Consider the following 18,079-nt stretch of genomic DNA (forward strand, 5'->3'; position numbering starts at 1 on the left):
GCGTTACAGGCTAATAAGATTAGTAAAATTAGAAAAGGTGTTCGCCAACTTACTGATGAAGAAGCAATTTTTTTAGCTGAAGGTGCAGGAATAGATCCAGAATTGGCATTGTTAGGATGTCACGCAGACCGCAATGAAAACCCGACGATTAAGGGCATGTGGGAAAGCATAGCAAAAAAGTATAATGGTCTTGGATTGTCTGGAATTTCAATGGCTTGTGGGACATTGGTACTAAGTTTAGCAGCGTTTGAGGCCGAATCTTCTCCGCTATCTCGGTGCGTATTATGTGCGTTATGTTAAATATAATATTTAGCTAGCTAAACTAACTTCCTTCTACATCTATTTGAGCTATCACAACTCACCTTTCCATCTGGTGTTATGAACGTATGAACGGTTTCTTATTTAACAATAACGCTATTTACCATAAAATACCTAATAACTATATATCTTAATCTTCGATTTTGAATATAGCTATTAGGTTTCAACCATTAGCCACCGGCCAATTTAACTGTATGGCCTTTTTTCTCAAGGTGCGCTTTGATTTTGTCACGTGCGTCGCCTTGGATCTCAATCGTACCGTCTTTCACAGAACCGCCACAGCCACATACTTTCTTTAATTCTGCAGCTAAAAGCTTTAATGGCGCATCGTCCAGATCCAAGCCTGAAATAATACAAACACCTTTGCCTTTACGACCTTTGGTTTGACGCTGTATACGTACAATGCCATCACCTTTAGGGCGCTCAGCTTTTGTTTCTTCCTGTTTGATACGACCAATATCAGTTGAATATACTAAACTCATGATTTTCTTTTATTTCCGTTGACCTGTTGTTTGTTGCTGTTGAGCTTTCTGCTTTGCAATCAGATAAGCTTCAATATGTTTTTGAATTGCGATTTTCGAGCCTTTGATTAGACGGTTATTGAACATACAGTACCAAGCATTCGCCTCGCCTGAATCGTTCTTCAGCAGATAACCATTGAAGTTTTCACTTTGACCTGGAGCAACAGCCTCTGAATGATTTTGCCCTATTGAAGCAAATTCCTTTGGGTCAATAATTGAAGCGGTGTCACACCACCAATCAACACTCTTTTTAACCGCCACTAAGCTGCCCGTTAGAACGTGGTTTTTAATCTTAACTTGCCACACGTTACTAGAGTTATTTGCAGACTGTATGTTGAAGCCTTTGTAATTTGTAATAGCCATTAAATTCAATCTTTTATAGTCATTATTAAAATAATAATAATTGCTAATTATGAGTTATCAAGTAATTAGTATAATTATATTCAATATTTGTCATGACGATCGACTTTATGTTACAGGGTAACTGGTAGTGGCGATTTGATGACAATACACTATACTTTGTACTTATTAGAGCGATTCCAAACAATGCATTTTACTTAAGCTATTCATGCTCGCCTCTTCTTGACGCGAACATATTCTACGGCAGATTTAGTTGGCTAAACTGTTTCTAACGCATGATTCTAGGAAACTTTTAAATGTGTGCCCATTATGTTCAACCATCTTGGGGAACATTGATATAGGCGTCATTCCAGGGAATGTATTGACTTCATTTAGATAGATTTCATTAGCAGAGGTTAAGAAAAAATCAATCCGTGACAAATGACGCAATTTCATCTGTGTAAATACGCGTAGAGCACTTTGTTGAATCTCAGCTATTTGAGACTCTGATAAATTCGATGCTTCGATTTCAGTAACGGAGTGGCTATCAGAACTGTATTTTTCTTCGTAGGTATAGAACTCGCCATTTGGAGCGATAACTTCACCGGGCTTAGAAATATAAATTTTTCCATCCATCTCATAGGCGGCAACTTCAAGCTCACGTGGTGTGACCGACATTTCAATCAACACCTGCTCTGAATAATTAAATGCATTGCTGATTGCAGGAAGCAACTCGTCAATTTTAGTCACACTGTAACAACCAACAGATGATCCCTGTCTTGCAGCTTTTACAAAGACTTTGCCCCACTTTTCGAAAGCTAAAGTGGCTTTACGAAGGCTCTCATCATTATTTGCTGATAAGAAAAGATATGGCGTATTTTTGATGCCTAATGCATCATACCAAAGCTTTGAGGTGATCTTATTAAAGCTATTGCTGCTTGCTTCAGGTCCGCAACCTAAGTATGGGATCCCAGACAATTCAAACATCGACTGGATGTCACCCGTTTCACCAGGGAAACCGTGGATACAAGGTACAATGAAATCTATTTTAGTCTTTGTACTTTCTGAGCATAATTCGCCAGTATGTAAATCTAAATGAACTCTGTCGCCACTCTTCTCTATCCAGCCGTCATCTGTTATTTCAACATGGGTCACATTGAAATCAGAAACGCTTTCTAACTCTTGTTTTAGATAGTTAGCTGAAACAAGCGAGACTTCATGCTCAGAAGAGCCTCCGCCACATAATAAAAGGATGTTTGTACTAGTCATGTAAATCTGTCCGAGATGTCACGTTATTCTATTGAGTCCATAATAATGCTTAGCTCTTAAATTTACAGTGTTTTGTCCACAAATCACTGTAACAGGAATCGTTTGGTTAACGGCTAAGCATATTCGTTATATTGGTATGGGATATTAAAAAAGGACCTCTCGGCCCTTTTTATTTGTCTCTGTTAATTCAACTTGTTTAAAGTTGGGAATTCAGAGTTTTTGATTGCGTCGATACTCTTAACGAAAGGCTTAAGCTGTTTGAATTCGGTTGGCAGCGACTGGATTGCTGTTTTAGCATCAAGTTTTGTCGCGTAGTCACCGTATAGTACGGTGTACCATTTTGTTCCATTAACAACTTTATAGTTTTCCCAAATTGGCTGATTACTTCTAGGCAACTTACTTGAAAACTGGTCCACTTTTGACTGACTTCCAACTGCAACCACTTGAATGGTATAACCAAACCTTGGATTCATCATTGCCTGCTTTTTCGTCGGAGGTGTGATGATTACAGACGCTTGCTGCTTAACTGGAGTTTGCTGAACAACGTTCATCTCGGCATTAGATGCTGGAGACATTTTGACAACGTTCTTATCCACATTTTCTTCAGTAACACTCATCGCAGGAACACCTTGAGATACCACCGGAGGCATCACTTCAGCAGTTTTATACTCTTCGCGGTAACTGTCTGAAGTTACGTCTGTTACATAGTTTTCAGAAACACATGCAGCTAAGAGCATTGATAAGCTAACAATCGCAATTTTTTTCATGGAATAATCTAAGCCTTAATGAGAAATTACTATAAATCATGCCGATAGCGGCCCATAGAATCAAGTTCACAGTGACATTATATACCATTACTGTGTGACGTATTACACAAACTCAGCGGATGATGTGCTGTTATTGATCACAGCCCTGCCAACTGCTGTCTTTTTGCTCTCTTGCATAGGCTAAGATTAGAACATTTCATCACATGGAGTTTGATATGAACAATCTCAATCAAATGCTAAAGCCAAAATCGGTTGCGGTCATCGGCGCTTCGCAAAAACCATTTAGAGCGGGCTCTATTGTGATGAAAAATCTACTGCAAGGTGGGTTTGAAGGCGCCATCATGCCCGTCTCTCCGAAATTTAAGTCGGTTTGTGGGGTTCTTGCTTATAAAGATATTCCATCCCTTCCTATCGTGCCTGATATTGCCATTTTGTGTACTCATGCCACACGTAACACTCAGTTATTCACCGAATTAGCGAATAAAAAAATTCCTGTTGTGATAGTACTTTCTTCGGATATGCACCTCATTGGCAGTAGTGGCCAAACAATAAGTGATGAGTGTTCAACTATTGCGAAGGAAAATAATATTCGACTGCTTGGTCCTAACAGTTTAGGGTTGATTCTTCCTTGGATAAATTTCAATTGTTCCTTTTCCCCTGTCACCGCTCTTAGAGGCAAAATCGCTTTTGTTTCCCAATCTGCGGCGGTATGCACAACCATTCTTGATTGGGCAAATGATAAGCAGATTGGTTTTTCTGCCTTTATCTCTATTGGTAATGGCGTTGATATCGATTTCGCCGAGCTTCTCGATAACTTAAGTGTTGATAGCCATACCGAGGCTATTTTGCTCTATGTCGATACAATTAAAGATGCACGAAGATTTATGTCAGCAGCTCGTGCTGCATCAAGGAATAAACGAATTCTAGTTCTCAAAGCGGGTACCACGAGTGCCGGTAAAATTGCAGCAAAAGCTCATACTGGTGGGGATGATACGTTAGACATCATTTATGACTCAGCGATAAGAAGAACAGGCATGCTACGAGTAAAGAATACTCATGAATTGTTTGCTGCAGTTGAAACCTTAACTCATGCCGTACCATTACGTGGCGAACGTTTGGCGGTAATGACCAATGGTGGTGGCCCTGCCATTATGGCTGTTGATACCTTATTCAACCGAGGCGGAAAGTTAGCGACTTTAAATGAGCAAACAATATCAACGCTTGATGGTCTATTGCCATATAGCTGGTCCAAAAACAATCCAATAGACATGATGGGGGATGCGGATAAAACTCGCTATGTTAATACGTTAAATACTCTGCTCGATAGCGATGATATTGACGCGATTCTTATTATGCATAGCCCCTCAGCAGTTGCTCATTCAACGGAGACAGCTCAAGCCATCATTGACGCAATTAAAGCTCATCCACGTCACAAACGGTTCAATATATTGACCAATTGGACTGGCGAACAAACCGCTAAACCCGCAAGGCAGTTGTTCACTCAGGCCGGAATACCAACCTATAGAACCCCTGAAAGTTCCGTCGTGGCATTTATGCATTTAGTCGAATACCGACGAAACCAAAAGCAATTAATGGAAACCCCAACCACAGCGGAACATGTTGATTTGAGTGAAGTTGAACTAGCTCGTCGTTGGATCGGTGATCAACTGCTGCAGAGTAACGATTCTTTGGATACTCATCAGATCAGCCCCTTACTCAACCATTATGGCTTATCCACCCTGCCAACTTGGATTGCTTCAGATCCGATTGAATCTGTCCATATCGCAGAGAAAATCGGTTACCCTGTAGCGGTCAAACTGCGCTCTCCTGATATTGCACATAAATCAGATGTTCAAGGCGTGGTACTGAGTTTAAGAAACAGCACAGAAGTAGCAAATGCTGCACAAGCTATATTGGATCGTACTCAACTCTCCTATCCTACAGCCAATATACACGGCCTTCTTATCCAAGGGATGGCAAAATTAGCCGGCGGGCAAGAACTGAGGATTAAGGTTAAAACTGACCCCATTTTTGGCCCTGTCATCTTACTTGGACAAGGGGGATCAGAGTGGGACGAATCAATTGATGCTGCGGCTGCGCTTCCTCCTTTGAACATGACCCTGGCGCGTTATCTCATCGTCCGAGCGATCAAAGAAGGCAATATTCGTCTACAAAAATTACCTGAACCAATTAACATCGATGGGCTCTCAGAGTTCCTCGTTAGGATTTCTCAAATGATTGTGGATTGCCCTGAGATCCATCAACTGGACATACATCCACTATTAGCTAATGGGGATGAGTTTGTGATCCTGGATGCTGACTTGTCGTTGAAACCATATGTTGGTGATGCACAGCAACGTTTAGCCATTCGACCTTACCCTATTGAATCTGAAGAAATCATTTTAACTAAAGACGATCGATGTATTTTATTAAGGCCAATTCTGCCTGAAGACGAGCCCCTTCATGCCGATTTTATTAAAAATGTATCGAAAGAAGATCTGTATAAGCGATTTTTTAGTGATGTTGGCGAGTTCAACCACGAAGCTTTAGCAAACTTTACACAGATAGATTATGACCGTGAGATGGCATTTGTCGCTGTAGAAAACTTTTCAAGTGATCCAAAGATCATCGGCGTCTCTAGAGCCTTAATTAATCCAGATAATACTGATGCTGAATTTGCTATTTTGATCCGTTCAGATCTTAAAGGGATCGGTCTAGGTAAGTTATTAATGACAAAGATCATTACCTACTGTGAATCTAAAGGGACTGGCCAAATATCAGGAATGACGATGCCTACAAATAGAGGCATGTTGATGCTAGCTCAAAAACTAGGATTTGAGCTAGATGTACATTTTGAAGATGGGACGGCTGATATGGTTTTGGTGCTAAACAAGTGACCAATTTCTTTTAAGATATTGAATGCACCACGATTTAGCTTCACCAATATTACTGCGTTTCCATGCCAGAACTAGGTCGATCTCGCGAGTTTCACTACCCTCGATTTGTTTTAATTGACCATTTTCAATCAGTGGTTGTGCAACTTGAACCGGAAGAGTTCCGATGCCTAATCCTGTAATTAAAGCATCAAGTTTTGCTTGGAAATTGGTAACAGTCAACCGAGGTTGCTTCTCTAAAATATTCACACTGATTGCCGGTTGATCTCTTGCTGTATCGGCAATGGCGATCACTCGATATTTTTCTCGCGCAGCCTGATCAAACTCACCTTTGCGTTTGTGAATATAGTGATCAGTAGCTGCAACCCACATCATTTCCATTTTACCAATGTCTTCCGTTTTCATCTCTTGCGGGATAGTTGCAAGCCTAGGACAAATTAACAAGTCTGCACGATCAGTGACTAAAGACTCCCAGCATCCCGCTAAGATCTCTTCTTGTAAGCGAATGCGGGTCTTGCTGATTTTCCCTAGCTCATCAACCAATTTAAAGAAATTTGAAACAGGGATGATGCCGTCAAACGCAATAGTGATATCGAGCTCCCATCCGTTGGCCAAGATAGTCGCATCACTCACTAGCTTCTCAGTAGCCGATAAAATCTGACGACCTCTCTCTAAGATCAGGCTACCAGCATCGGTGAACGCCGCTTTATGACCAGAGCGATCGAAAATCATGATGTCTAAATCTTGTTCTAATTTCTGTATCTGGTAACTCAATGAGGATGGTGCTCTATCAAGCTCATTCGCTGCAGCCGCAAAACTGCCTCTGCGTTCAATCGCATCAAGTATGTGTAATGCTTCTAGTGTAATTGGACTTTGCATTGAGTCTCCCAGATAAATTAGAGATATGTAAGACAAAAATAAAAAAGCCAGCATAAGCTGACTTTTTTATTATTTCATTCTAAAAATGTAAATAAAAGAATAAGTTGAATGAAATTGTATTATTTATTCGCCATCTCTTTTTTTACCATTACAGCGGCTGCAATAATAAAAACGACGATTAAACCAAGTTCCATGACGATTCCCCAATCAAAACAAAATTCATGATAAAAAATAAGATACTTAACAATTGTAACATTAATTGTGAAATATGATAGTTTTTAACCATCTTCTTCTCTATTTAAACGATTTGGATCAATAAAGGCACAATCATGTGCCTTTAGTTGTCTAGAAAAAATGAAATTAATCAGGGAAACCATCAGGGTTCTTAGACTGCCAATTCCAAGTATCTGCGGTCATTTGATCTAAAGTACGACTAGCATTCCAGTCTAACTCGGTTATCGCTTTGCTTGGATCTGCCCAACATTCTGCAATATCCCCAGCTCGCCTTTCGACAAGTTTATAAGGAACCTTCTTGCCTGACGCCTTTTCAAAAGCAGAGACCATATCCAATACACTAGAACCATTGCCAGTTCCAAGATTATAGATATGCAAATCAGGCTGATTTGCCTTTTTCTGCAGTGCCGCAATATGCCCATCAGCAAGATCCATGACATGAATGTAATCACGAACCCCTGTGCCATCTTTCGTTGGGTAGTCTCCTCCGAAAATAGAGAGGAATTCACGTCGGCCGACAGCAACTTGAGAAACAAATGGCATTAGGTTATTTGGAATGCCTTGCGGATCTTCGCCTAACTCACCTGATGGGTGCGAACCAACAGGATTAAAATAACGTAATAGCGTGATGCTCCAATCTGGGTTTACTTTCTGGAAGTCAGCCAAACACTCTTCAACCATCAGTTTGCTTCGACCGTATGGGTTAGTTGCACTGGTTGGGAAATCTTCGGTAATCGGCACAGATGCAGGATCACCATAAACAGTAGCCGATGAGCTGAAGATTATCGTTTTAACATCGGCTTCACGCATCGCGTCAACAAGGACTAGAGTTCCATTTACATTGTTGTCGTAGTATTCCAGTGGTTTTTGCACTGATTCGCCAACAGCCTTAAGGCCTGCAAAGTGGATTACGCCTTGTATCTCATTCTCTTTCAACACATCAATAAGCAGTGCTTTATCTCGAATATCGCCTTGAATGAATTTAGGACGAACGCCCGATACTTTCTCGATACGCTCTAGAACGCTCTGTTTGCTATTATAAAGGTTATCAAATATGACGGGGGTCATTCCAGCTTCTAGCATTTGGATACAGGTATGACTACCGATGTAACCCATTCCGCCTGTTACTAATATTTTCATTATTAAATACCAACTGTCTATTTGCGATTAGTGTACCTAACTCTCTCAGATATTTACACTATCTCAGCTTTACAGTTTTTAAATGTGGCATTTTTCTTAAATATGAGCGATCACTTTAATTGGTTGTTTTGTTAATAAAAATGAAGGGGATCACAGACAACAAAATCCAAATAGAGCAACGTGAATCAACTGTGAAAATGCGAGTGTTAATCTCCTTGAATAGACCAAAGATAACGTTAAATTGTGACATGGGTGAAAGCTACGGACATTGGACAATGGGGGCTGATGAACAAATCATGCCTTGGGTTGATATGGCCAATATTGCTTGTGGATTTCATGCTTCAGATCCCCAAGTAATGGCAAAAACCATCGCGTTAGCAAAACACTACCACGTTGATGTTGGTGCTCATCCCGCTTACTACGATTTGCAAGGGTTTGGCCGACGTTCCATCCCCCACACGTGCGCGCAAATTACCGAATTGGTGGCTTATCAAGTGGGCGCGTTACTCGGTATCGCAAAGCTTAAAAGTGCGAAGATAAAATACGTAAAACCCCATGGCGCTCTTTATAACGATATGATCGCAGACAAGGCGATATTTGAAGCGATTGTAGAAGCCGTTTCTCTTTTTGGTTTACCCCTTATGACGCTTGCGACACCAAACAATCAAATTTATCTCGATATTGCAGATAAATACGATGTTCCACTGCTTTTCGAAGCTTTCGCGGATCGCGCATATCAAACGAACGGCTCACTTGTACCAAGAAATCAAACAGGTGCGGTTTATCATAATGCGGATGATATTTTTAACCAAGCGATGCAGTTATCCAATTACGGTAGCGTAACCACATTGAGTGGCGAAACATTACAATTAGAAGTAGATACGCTCTGTGTGCATGGAGATAATCCCACGTCCATTGCACTGATTCAAAGATTAAGCCAAGCACTCACACAAACGTAAGGAGGAGTGATTTGCGACCTGATTCCTATACCATCAACCCCGTTGCTGAATGCAGTGTTATGCTGCGATTTGAATTACCCATAACGGCCCAATCACTCGCGCTGGTTGGTTACACCGCGAATTTAATTCGTTATCAGTTTCAAACGTCGATAATGAACGTTACCCCATCGTACTGTTCCATTTTAGTTGATTATCTACCTTACCGAATTTCAGAATCTCAAATCATCGCTCAGTTACACGAGTTGATGTTAAACACAGATGAACATCAACCCTCAAAACTTAGCCCCAAAACCATCACCCTTCCGACCTACTATTCACATAGAGTTGGCCCTGACATCAACCGATACGAAAGTATTGGAATCACTCTTGAAACTCTGATTGAGCTACATACCTCTGAAGTCTATTCGGTTAGCGCCATAGGCTTCGCTCCTAGCTTTGCTTTTTTGTCTGGGCTAAATGAGAAATTAAAGCTACCAAGGTTAGAAACGCCACGCGTGTATGTTCAAAAAGGCAGTGTTGGTATTGCTGATAGACAGACCGCGGTGTATCCAAATCATTCTCCTGGTGGATGGAATATCATTGGCAATTGCCCACTTGAATTATACCGCCCAGACTCAGCTGAAATTTGCCCATTTAATATCGGTGATAGCGTTAAATTTGAATCCATTGATGAATCGACATTCTTATCATTAGGCGGTGTGATTAAAGAGGCTGACAAACAATGAACACGATAAAAATCAATAAACCAGGCCAGCTTAGCTTAATTCAAGACTTCGGGCGCTTTGGCCTATCACAACACGGCATCACACAAGGTGGCCCTGTTGATGACTATGCGTATAGCTGGGCAAATTATTTATTGGGAAATACTGTCAATTTAGCCACCCTAGAAATTACTCTCGGTCAGGCTGAGTTTCAGGTTCAAAATGACTGCCTTCTTGCTATTTGTGGTGGTGATCTCCAAGCAAAGCTTGATGGAGTGGCGATTGATAATTGGAGTAGTTTTGCGGCTTACAAAGGACAAATGCTCACTTTTGGGCTTCCAATCAATGGACTGAGAAGTTATCTGGCCATCAAAGGAGGATTCATTACCCCAGTTCAATTAGGCAGTTGCTCTACCGTTGTGAGGGATAAACTCGGAGGTGTCCATTCTGATGGTTTGCCCCTTTGCTCTGACGATGAATTGCATTTTCATCTTCATGAAGTCAAAAATTTTAAGCCCGTTAGCCTCACATTTCGATTCAAACCAGACTACAACTTACCCTTAAATTTACGAGTCATTGAAGGTTACCAATGTGATGACTTTTCGGCTGAAGCGAAGCATAGTTTTTATTCGAATAAGTTTACGGTGGATCAAAACTCAGATCGCATGGGTTATCGATTATCTGGAACGATGATATCTACACCTTACAATGGAATACTATCAGAAGGGATCGCTCTCGGGGCGGTTCAAGTTCCAAGCGATGGACAGCCAATAATCTTACTTAATGATAGACAAACGATTGGTGGCTACCCGAAACTAGGCTGTGTCGCAAGAATTGACTTACCCCGACTGGCACAAGCGAAACCGGGACAACAAGTTCAATTTACTCGTGGTGATCGGCTTGGATTACAGGATGTATGGTGTCAGTGGGCAAATTTCTTTGGATACTAAGAAACAATGAAACGAATGGGTCACTACCATTAGCACTCTTGAAAGAGTTTCAAGTTAAGATAATGGATAGAAAGGCAAATGGCTTACTATCCATTTGATTATATTTAACTATTTTGGGATTGAACCCCTGATATTTTCGCTAAAGATTGTGGGTAATGACGTTCCTTTGCAAGTTGCAGAGCCCTCTCTTCAACCTCATGGCGAGATAAATCACAAGTGACAGGGTAACTGGATGATGAAGTTTCATCGCCTTCAAATCCTAATGAATCAAACCAGAATGTCGAAATTTTACGTGCTGCTTCAAGTGCTGAAGACGCTTTTACGACCTCGATTCTGGCATACCTTTCACCTTCAAACGAAACGTCCGCCGCACGTAAACTCGGATCACTTCCCGGAATTTGTTGAGCTCCGAATAACGGTTTTCCAGCTACCGTTGAGCTCATATATGAAGGTATAAACTGACTCATATGCTCTATCGCACTTGTAGAGCGCTGATGAATAACCTCGTTAGACCAACCGGAATTGATCTTTTTAAGTAAACGCTTTGGTAGTTGAGGTTGAGATGATGATGAGTCGGAGGTCACAAGCCCATCCTCAAACAGAGTGATCCCTTCTGTCATACCATGCAATTGGAAATACCCATCAGCATAAGGTGTTAATTGGGCCATGCCCTGTGGTGTACCTCTTGGCCCGTGGAATATAACCTCTGGCCATTCATCACTGCAATCTGGCCAATGAGTTACGTAGGCTGCTTTGAATTCAACTAACCGATCTCTTTGCTTTCCTAAATAGTCGTCAATTTTTCCAGTTTCAAAACCGCTCGCATTGATCAGAAAATCCGCTTCAAAAGTAGAAGTGTGACCAGATACTTGCTCATAAGAGAGCGTCCAATGGTCTTGGTTCCATTGAGCGTTAGTCAGCGACGTTTCTGTCATCACAGTGCAATTAGGGTTTCTTTCTAGTGCAATGTTTGCTGTTGCTGATAGACGAAATACACTCATTCCAAACTCTTGAACCGCGACAACTGGATACTTTAGAGCGCTTAAATCTGTATATTGAGCGAAAGGAATGACCCAGTCATCGATCGATCGGGGCTGTTTAGGTTGGGTTTTTAGGGCTAATTCTTGCAAATCCGACAATGAGTAAAGCTTATAATAATCTTTCGGATCGCCAAGAACCTGATTATCAATACTCTCCTCGACGAGTGATTGGTACGCATTTGCAACACTTTTCAAACGTGGCAGGAGTTCATTCGGGTCGCCACCATCAGAATGAGGAACTGCAATGACGGTTGGTCGGATATTCAGCGAATGCGGATAAAGACGAACCGTTTCAATTGATTGACGAAGTAACTCAAGGCACTGCTGTTCAGATATCTCACGATACAAATTGCCACCCGCATGTAAGTGACATATTGGTGGGCCATTCACTAAGCTTGGGCCTTTCTCTAGTAAAGTGACATCTAATCCCATCTCAGACAAATGGATTGCTGCTGTAGAGCCGGCAATTCCACCGCCAATGATTGCAATTTTACGCTTAGGGTGAATCTTAGTATTCAATATCATGAGCTTAACTATATGATTTATAGGCTGTGGTCAGTAAAAATCAACCAGATTATGAGCAGTGCGTATTCTACTGAGTAAACGAGAAGAATAAAAACACATTTTGATTAAGGGATTAGTTTCTCATTATTATTTACTAGAACAAAAATACTAAAATTTCTTCTTGACTCATTTATCCAGCCTAATTAATTCAGTCCATAAATGAAAGCAAATTGAGTGTAACTCTTGTAGATTGAGGCTTAGCGAGGATTGATAGATTTACAAATTCAAGTTATCCCAAATGTTATCCACCGTTTTTGTGGATAACTGGGATAACTTATTCATTAATGTTAGCTGATCCCTTTATTTACGGGGGTTAACAAGCGCTTAATAAGAGAATTAACCACCACAGCAAGGGTAATAAAAGTGATAACTGGTAAAACTATCCACAATAATGGATGAAATTTAGGTGTCAGCTCAAATCCATAATTCATTAAACTAGCCACACTCAACTCAGCCCCCAAACTGGCAACGAGACCTGCAACGAGCGCCATCAAACCATATTCACTCCAAATAGTTTGAGTGATACGTTTCTTACTCGCTCCTAAGGTTCTATACAAGCGGATTTCCTGCTGTCTTTGAGACAAGCTCAGCCTTAATAAAGTAAATATTAACAATAGGCCTGCAATCACCCCTAAACCAGCAAGTACGGTAATGGACCAGATGATTTGAGTAAGAAGCGACTGTATCTTTTCTCCCATCATTCTTATATCCATAAGGCTCACGGTTGGATGCTCTCTAGATAGTTGCTGTAACAGAGCCTGATCACTCTCTTCTGCTCGAAAACTGACTAACCAGGTTGATGGAATAGATTGCAGAAGATCTGGAGTGAAAATGAAATAGAAATTCGGCTTCATCACTCGCCACTCAACCGCACGAATAGAGTTAACTGTCGCGATAACCGTCTGACTATTTATGACGAAAGTAAGCTCGTCACCGAGCTGTATGCCTAAATCTTCAGCCACTTCAGACTCGACAGAAACACCTTTGGTTAACGTCCATTCTCCTGCAATCACGTCGTTATAATCGGGTAATTGATCTCCCCAAGTAAAGTTCAATTCTCGGCTGAGAACATCCGTCTCTTCTTCGTTTTCATTTTGGCTTTTCGCTGGTTTTGCATTAACTTCTGAAAGTCTGCCCCGAATGATGGGAAAGGCTTGAGAGCGATCAATATGTTGCTCATCAAGTGCCGCAAGATAAGCCTCTTTCTCATATGGCGCAATGTTTAGGGCGAAGGCATTCGGCGCATCTGCAGGTAATGTCTGTTGCCAATCGGCAAGTAGATCCGTTCGAACCAACCAAATTACTGACAAAAGCATAAGTGACAGCGCAAGTGCTCCAAACTGAAGTCCACTGGCGGTTGAAGAGCGGTTGATGCGGCTTAACGCTAACTTCATTGATGTCGATAACGGTAATTTCACCATCGTCTTTGTTATTCCGATGCTAAGCAGCGCAAGGACGATAAACAATGCAAAGATGCCACTAATAACAATCCAAACCAGAGAATTGGAGCCATAAGCAAAGATCATAGGGACAACCGGAACCAGTAACAACAACCAGTGCTTATAATCTGTTGTGGCTTGATTATCAGGCTGCATAACATTCATTGCGGAAGTATTAAGCAAGCCGAGAAGCGGAATACCAAGAGCAGGCACGCCAATCGCAACACTTGCTAACACAGAGATCAATGCAGGTTTGTAGCCATACTCTGGAAGTGGTGTCGGCAGTAGATCAGAGAGTGGGATCCTAAGAAGCATTTCAAGGCCAACACCAATCGCTAATCCTAAAACAACGCCAATCACTAATAACAGAATAACTTGGATAATGAGCCAACGAGCGATCCACCCTTGACTTGCCCCAATGCTTTTTAACATCGCAATAGTTTGTCTACGACTGGCAACGTAATGCTGACAAGTTAGTACCAGCGTTGTCGCGGCCATGATAATCACAATCGCAACTGTTAATGATAAATACTGCTTTGTTCTATTAAATACTTCGTTAGTTCGACTTGTTGTATTTTGGTCACGCCATCGATCACTGGGCGTCAATTCAATACTCTCTTGAATTCGCGAAATAGCATCACTGTCACCCGCTAGAAATAGTCGGTGTTGAACCCGGCTTCCGAGTTGAATTGCCCCTGTCTTTTCGATGTCGTCCATATTGATTAGTGCCGTAGGCATCTGTTGGAACGGGTTAAAACTGAGCCCAGGTTCTTGTACGATTCGACCACTGACTAAAAAATCCGCGTCACCAACCGTGACATTGTCACCGATTGATACGTTTAACTGTGCAAAAATTCTTTCATCTAACCAAAGTTCTCCTTGCTTCACCTTATTTTGTTGATCCGCTTGGCTTCCCAAAATCAGCTCACCAAGCAATGGATAATTACTTTCCACGGCTTTGACGGTGATCAGTTGCATCCCATTATCACTGAATGCCATGGTGGCAAATCGAGTAAGCTCGGAAGTTTCAAGACCTTCAACTAGACTCTGTGCAATCAGGACGTCTGGAATTGGATTCGCAGAAACAAAGACGCTATCAGCGGTCAACGCATCTTTGCCCTGCTTCACGATTACCTGTTCCATTCTTTCTGCTAGAGCTGATAATGCAAAAATACACGCAATGATTAGTGTTAGTGCAATAGAGATCGGCCACAACTGACCATGACGGATTTCCTCAGTACTCCAAGAGAATAGTCGACGATTCAACTTCGCTCCCTTAGCCTTGATCATGATTGAACTCCTCAATGACACCATTTTTCATATGAAGTGTTCTATCACATCGTTTTGATAATTCTAGATCGTGAGTCACTAGCACTAGCGTAGTCCCGTGCTGCTGATTCAACTCAAACAGTAACTCAATCACTTTCGCTGCGGTTTGCTGGTCCAAATTACCTGTAGGTTCATCGGCAAACAGAATCTTAGGTTTAATCATAAAGGCGCGAGCTAAAGCGACACGTTGCTGCTCTCCTCCCGATAATTGAGAGGGCAAGTGGTCGACACGCTCAGACAGGCCAACAGATGCTAATAGCGCCAATGCTCGCTCAGTATCTTCCTCTTCTCCTTTTAGCAGACAAGGTAGAGTGACATTGCCTAATGCAGTTAGACTAGGGATCAACAAAAAGCTCTGAAACACAAACCCAATCGATTCGCTTCTGATTGCGGCTCTCGCTTCATCGGTTAACGTGGATAAAGGTTTACCGAGTAAATGGATTTCACCAGCTGTGGGCGTGTCTAGCCCCGCAAGCAGGGTCATAAGAGTGGACTTACCGGCCCCTGAGGTACCAACAATCGCAACAGACTCGCCACTTAAGATTTCAAGGTTAACGTCATCTAATATTGTTAAATGCTCTTGATTAGTAGAGACTAGTTTTGACACAGACTCGGCTTTAATAATGGATGTATGCATGACTCGACTATTTTCCTTTTTTTTAATTGTTCTATTTTCTAGTAATGCTGTTGCTTCTAATTCACAAAGTAACACTCTTCTTGTACTTGGGGATAGCTTAAGTGCGGGCTATCAAATGGCGATTGAAGATAGTTGGCCTAGCCTTCTTCCAAACGAGTTACAAAAGCAAGCTTCGTTAATCAACAACCAACCGGTTACTGTGATTAACGGCAGTATCTCTGGTGATACAACAGGTAATGGGTTAGCTCGCTTGCCTGAGTTACTTAATCAACATAAACCTAACTGGGTCATTATTGAGCTAGGCGCTAATGACGGCTTACGCGGATTTCCTCCTCAGTTAATTAAAAAGAACCTCACATCATTGATTCAAATGAGTAAAGATGCAGGTGCTCATATTGCATTAATGCAGATTCAAGTGCCACCTAACTATGGCAAGCGATATAGCAAAGCGTTTTACGAAATCTACCCTGCAATAGCAGAAGAGCAATCCGTCCCTCTACTCCCATTTTTTCTTGAGTATGTGATTCAACAACCCTCTTGGATGATGAATGACGGACTTCACCCGAAACCGATCGCACAGCCGTGGATAGCTCGATTTGTTGCGCAAGAATTAGTTAACATTCCAGATTTTACTGGTTTAGCTCAATAAAGTTTACAAAGCTTTACGATATTCTGAATTCATAACGCGGCTTAAAGTCTACAAATAGAGTCGGAAACGCTAGCGAATTTAGGATAAAAATATGCTCATCAAACCAGTAATTAAAGGGGTTGTTGCACGGTCAGCCCATCCGTATGGCTGTGAAGAATCCATCAAGCAGCAGATCCAATATGTTAAAAATGCAGAACAGATTGTTGATGGCCCTAAACGTGTTCTAATTATTGGCGCATCATCCGGTTTTGGCTTAGCTTCTCGTATTGCCGCAACCTTTGGCGGAAGCAAAGCAGATACAATTGGTGTCTCATTTGAAAGAGGACCATCGGAGAAAGGCGTTGGTACTGCTGGTTGGTACAACAATATATTCTTCAAGCAGCAAGCAGAACATGAAGGCCGCGTTGCCGTTAATATTGTCGGTGATGCATTTTCAAATACCGTTCAAGAGCAAGTGATCGAGGCGATAGAGACATATTTTGAAGGTGAAGTAGATTTAGTCATTTACAGCTTAGCCGCTGGCGTTAGACCAAAAGATAATGGTGAGTTTTGGCGCTCTGCAATAAAACCTATAGGTGACAATGTCACGGGTTCATCGATTGATTTAGAAACAGACCAATGGATAGAAGCTGAAATTGAAGCGGCATCGGAAGAAGAAGCGGATGCCACCGTTAAAGTCATGGGGGGTGAGGATTGGGAGCGTTGGATTGACACCTTGATCAACACCGAGTCTATTGCTCAAGGTTGCCAAACTATCGCATTTTCTTACATCGGCCCTGAAGTCACCCACCCTATTTATCTCGACGGAACATTGGGCCGGGCCAAAATCGATTTACACCAAACTAGCCATTCGCTGAACTTAAAACTCGCTAACTTTGATGGTGGTGCTTATGCAACGGTTTGTAAGGCTCTAGTGACAAAGGCGAGCGTTTTCATTCCGGGGTTAAGCCCATACATTTTGGCTCTATACCAAGTAATGAAAGAAAAAGGGACACACGAAGGTTGTATCGAACAGATGCAACGCCTTTTCTCAAGTAAGTTATTCGGTCAAGATAAAGTCCCTGTAGATGGTGAGCGTCTGTTAAGAATGGATGACAAAGAGCTTGATCCTGAAACACAGCATGAAGTTTCACAATTATTGTCAAAAATGAATGAGACTAACTTTGCCGAGATTGGGGATTATCGTGGATTTAAACATGAATTCATGCAACTTAACGGCTTTTCCTTTGCCAATATAGATTATTCCAAACCGATTTCGATGGGAGATCTTGAAATGCTTGAGCCTTAACATATATCTTAAGGTGTTAATTTATAATGTCTTCTTATTTTTAAGACAATATCAAATGGTTAAGGTCCCAATATTTATTTGGGACTTTTTTTTGTTACATTGAATAACCCTTCGTATACTTAGGGTATATTGTTCAGATTATCAATATATGATGAATATCAT

At 41.5% G+C, this 18,079-nt stretch carries 16 protein-coding genes; 7 read left to right on the forward strand and 9 right to left on the reverse strand.

Features of this window, described 5'->3' with window-relative positions:
• A partial coding sequence (locus L4C39_RS00735; RefSeq protein WP_429743848.1) for a DUF3693 domain-containing protein occupies nucleotides 1-300 on the forward strand: 300 nt, incomplete at its 5' end.
• A gap of 188 nt (nucleotides 301-488) precedes the next feature.
• Here L4C39_RS00735 and yciH read toward each other — a convergent pair.
• The 4 genes from yciH to L4C39_RS00755 all read right to left on the reverse strand — a co-directional run bounded on the left by yciH (nucleotide 489) and on the right by L4C39_RS00755 (nucleotide 3,214).
• A complete protein-coding gene (gene yciH, locus L4C39_RS00740; RefSeq protein ID WP_017053225.1) occupies nucleotides 489-800 on the reverse strand; it encodes a stress response translation initiation inhibitor YciH in 312 nt (103 codons plus the stop codon).
• 9 nt (nucleotides 801-809) lie between these two features.
• Nucleotides 810-1,202 (reverse strand): DUF3319 domain-containing protein, encoded by a 393-nt coding sequence (locus L4C39_RS00745; RefSeq protein WP_017053224.1) that lies wholly within the window; start codon nucleotides 1,200-1,202, stop codon nucleotides 810-812.
• 246 nt (nucleotides 1,203-1,448) lie between these two features.
• Nucleotides 1,449-2,447, reverse strand: coding sequence for a D-alanine--D-alanine ligase (locus L4C39_RS00750; RefSeq protein WP_429743850.1), 999 nt, complete (start codon nucleotides 2,445-2,447; stop codon nucleotides 1,449-1,451).
• A gap of 182 nt (nucleotides 2,448-2,629) precedes the next feature.
• Entirely contained in the window at nucleotides 2,630-3,214 is a 585-nt protein-coding gene (locus L4C39_RS00755) for an SPOR domain-containing protein (RefSeq protein ID WP_017053222.1), read from the reverse strand.
• A 215-nt stretch (nucleotides 3,215-3,429) separates the two neighbouring features.
• Here L4C39_RS00755 and L4C39_RS00760 point away from each other — a divergent pair, with 215 nt between their 5' ends.
• The gene (locus L4C39_RS00760) at nucleotides 3,430-6,111 is read left to right on the forward strand and encodes a bifunctional acetate--CoA ligase family protein/GNAT family N-acetyltransferase (protein WP_429743852.1); all 2,682 of its coding nucleotides are present in this window, start codon (nucleotides 3,430-3,432) and stop codon (nucleotides 6,109-6,111) included.
• Here the strand turns inward: L4C39_RS00760 and L4C39_RS00765 are convergent.
• Both L4C39_RS00765 and galE read right to left on the reverse strand, forming a co-directional pair.
• Nucleotides 6,100-6,987, reverse strand: a complete 888-nt coding sequence (locus tag L4C39_RS00765) for a LysR family transcriptional regulator (protein ID WP_113798070.1) — start codon at nucleotides 6,985-6,987, stop codon at nucleotides 6,100-6,102. The two genes, L4C39_RS00760 and L4C39_RS00765, sit on opposite strands and share 12 nt — an antisense overlap.
• Nucleotides 6,988-7,347: 360 nt before the next feature.
• Complete coding sequence (gene galE, locus L4C39_RS00770) at nucleotides 7,348-8,361, reverse strand: UDP-glucose 4-epimerase GalE (RefSeq protein ID WP_136995373.1); 1,014 nt, start codon at nucleotides 8,359-8,361, stop codon at nucleotides 7,348-7,350.
• A 197-nt stretch (nucleotides 8,362-8,558) separates the two neighbouring features.
• Between galE and L4C39_RS00775 the strand changes: the two genes are divergently transcribed.
• The 3 genes from L4C39_RS00775 to L4C39_RS00785 are packed head-to-tail and all read left to right on the forward strand — an operon-like array spanning nucleotide 8,559 to nucleotide 10,971.
• On the forward strand, nucleotides 8,559-9,320 hold the full coding sequence (locus L4C39_RS00775) for a 5-oxoprolinase subunit PxpA (RefSeq protein WP_429744299.1): 762 nt from the start codon (nucleotides 8,559-8,561) through the stop codon (nucleotides 9,318-9,320).
• Between the two features lie 11 nt (nucleotides 9,321-9,331).
• Complete coding sequence (locus tag L4C39_RS00780) at nucleotides 9,332-10,045, forward strand: 5-oxoprolinase subunit B family protein (RefSeq protein ID WP_429743855.1); 714 nt, start codon at nucleotides 9,332-9,334, stop codon at nucleotides 10,043-10,045.
• Nucleotides 10,042-10,971 carry a 5-oxoprolinase subunit C family protein gene (locus tag L4C39_RS00785; protein WP_429743857.1) on the forward strand — a complete coding sequence of 310 codons (930 nt, stop codon included), beginning with the start codon at nucleotides 10,042-10,044 and terminating at the stop codon, nucleotides 10,969-10,971. Before L4C39_RS00780 ends, L4C39_RS00785 begins: the two co-directional genes overlap by 4 nt.
• A 104-nt stretch (nucleotides 10,972-11,075) precedes the next feature.
• On the opposite strand, the gene L4C39_RS00790 is transcribed toward L4C39_RS00785, so the two are convergent.
• The 3 genes from L4C39_RS00790 to L4C39_RS00800 all read right to left on the reverse strand — a co-directional run bounded on the left by L4C39_RS00790 (nucleotide 11,076) and on the right by L4C39_RS00800 (nucleotide 15,980).
• Nucleotides 11,076-12,536, reverse strand: a complete 1,461-nt coding sequence (locus tag L4C39_RS00790; RefSeq protein ID WP_429743860.1) for an FAD-dependent oxidoreductase — start codon at nucleotides 12,534-12,536, stop codon at nucleotides 11,076-11,078.
• A gap of 326 nt (nucleotides 12,537-12,862) precedes the next feature.
• Nucleotides 12,863-15,304 carry an ABC transporter permease gene (locus L4C39_RS00795; protein ID WP_429743862.1) on the reverse strand — a complete coding sequence of 814 codons (2,442 nt, stop codon included), beginning with the start codon at nucleotides 15,302-15,304 and terminating at the stop codon, nucleotides 12,863-12,865.
• Nucleotides 15,291-15,980, reverse strand: a complete 690-nt coding sequence (locus L4C39_RS00800) for an ABC transporter ATP-binding protein (RefSeq protein WP_113798057.1) — start codon at nucleotides 15,978-15,980, stop codon at nucleotides 15,291-15,293. Before L4C39_RS00800 ends, L4C39_RS00795 begins: the two co-directional genes overlap by 14 nt.
• Here L4C39_RS00800 and L4C39_RS00805 point away from each other — a divergent pair.
• Both L4C39_RS00805 and fabV read left to right on the forward strand, forming a co-directional pair.
• Nucleotides 15,979-16,629, forward strand: coding sequence for an arylesterase (locus tag L4C39_RS00805; protein ID WP_371712203.1), 651 nt, complete (start codon nucleotides 15,979-15,981; stop codon nucleotides 16,627-16,629). The two genes, L4C39_RS00800 and L4C39_RS00805, sit on opposite strands and share 2 nt — an antisense overlap.
• A 91-nt stretch (nucleotides 16,630-16,720) precedes the next feature.
• The gene (gene fabV / locus L4C39_RS00810) at nucleotides 16,721-17,917 is read left to right on the forward strand and encodes an enoyl-ACP reductase FabV (RefSeq protein ID WP_429743865.1); all 1,197 of its coding nucleotides are present in this window, start codon (nucleotides 16,721-16,723) and stop codon (nucleotides 17,915-17,917) included.
• Nucleotides 17,918-18,079: the final 162 nt, after the last annotated feature.

Origin of the sequence: Vibrio clamense (assembly GCF_050337905.1) — a bacterium.
In the GTDB taxonomy this organism is placed as follows: Bacteria; Pseudomonadota; Gammaproteobacteria; order Enterobacterales; family Vibrionaceae; genus Vibrio; species Vibrio cortegadensis.

Coding starts and splice junctions, on each gene's coding strand:
- L4C39_RS00760 (WP_429743852.1), top strand. CDS start 3,430: ATGAACAATCTCAATCAAATGCTAAAGCCAAAATCGGTTGCGGTCATC.
- yciH (WP_017053225.1), bottom strand. CDS start 800: ATGAGTTTAGTATATTCAACTGATATTGGTCGTATCAAACAGGAAGAA.
- fabV (WP_429743865.1), top strand. CDS start 16,721: ATGCTCATCAAACCAGTAATTAAAGGGGTTGTTGCACGGTCAGCCCAT.
- L4C39_RS00785 (WP_429743857.1), top strand. CDS start 10,042: ATGAACACGATAAAAATCAATAAACCAGGCCAGCTTAGCTTAATTCAA.
- L4C39_RS00790 (WP_429743860.1), bottom strand. CDS start 12,536: ATGATATTGAATACTAAGATTCACCCTAAGCGTAAAATTGCAATCATT.
- L4C39_RS00755 (WP_017053222.1), bottom strand. CDS start 3,214: ATGAAAAAAATTGCGATTGTTAGCTTATCAATGCTCTTAGCTGCATGT.
- galE (WP_136995373.1), bottom strand. CDS start 8,361: ATGAAAATATTAGTAACAGGCGGAATGGGTTACATCGGTAGTCATACC.
- L4C39_RS00745 (WP_017053224.1), bottom strand. CDS start 1,202: ATGGCTATTACAAATTACAAAGGCTTCAACATACAGTCTGCAAATAAC.
- L4C39_RS00775 (WP_429744299.1), top strand. CDS start 8,559: ATGCGAGTGTTAATCTCCTTGAATAGACCAAAGATAACGTTAAATTGT.
- L4C39_RS00765 (WP_113798070.1), bottom strand. CDS start 6,987: ATGCAAAGTCCAATTACACTAGAAGCATTACACATACTTGATGCGATT.
- L4C39_RS00805 (WP_371712203.1), top strand. CDS start 15,979: ATGACTCGACTATTTTCCTTTTTTTTAATTGTTCTATTTTCTAGTAAT.
- L4C39_RS00750 (WP_429743850.1), bottom strand. CDS start 2,447: ATGACTAGTACAAACATCCTTTTATTATGTGGCGGAGGCTCTTCTGAG.
- L4C39_RS00800 (WP_113798057.1), bottom strand. CDS start 15,980: ATGCATACATCCATTATTAAAGCCGAGTCTGTGTCAAAACTAGTCTCT.
- L4C39_RS00795 (WP_429743862.1), bottom strand. CDS start 15,304: ATGATCAAGGCTAAGGGAGCGAAGTTGAATCGTCGACTATTCTCTTGG.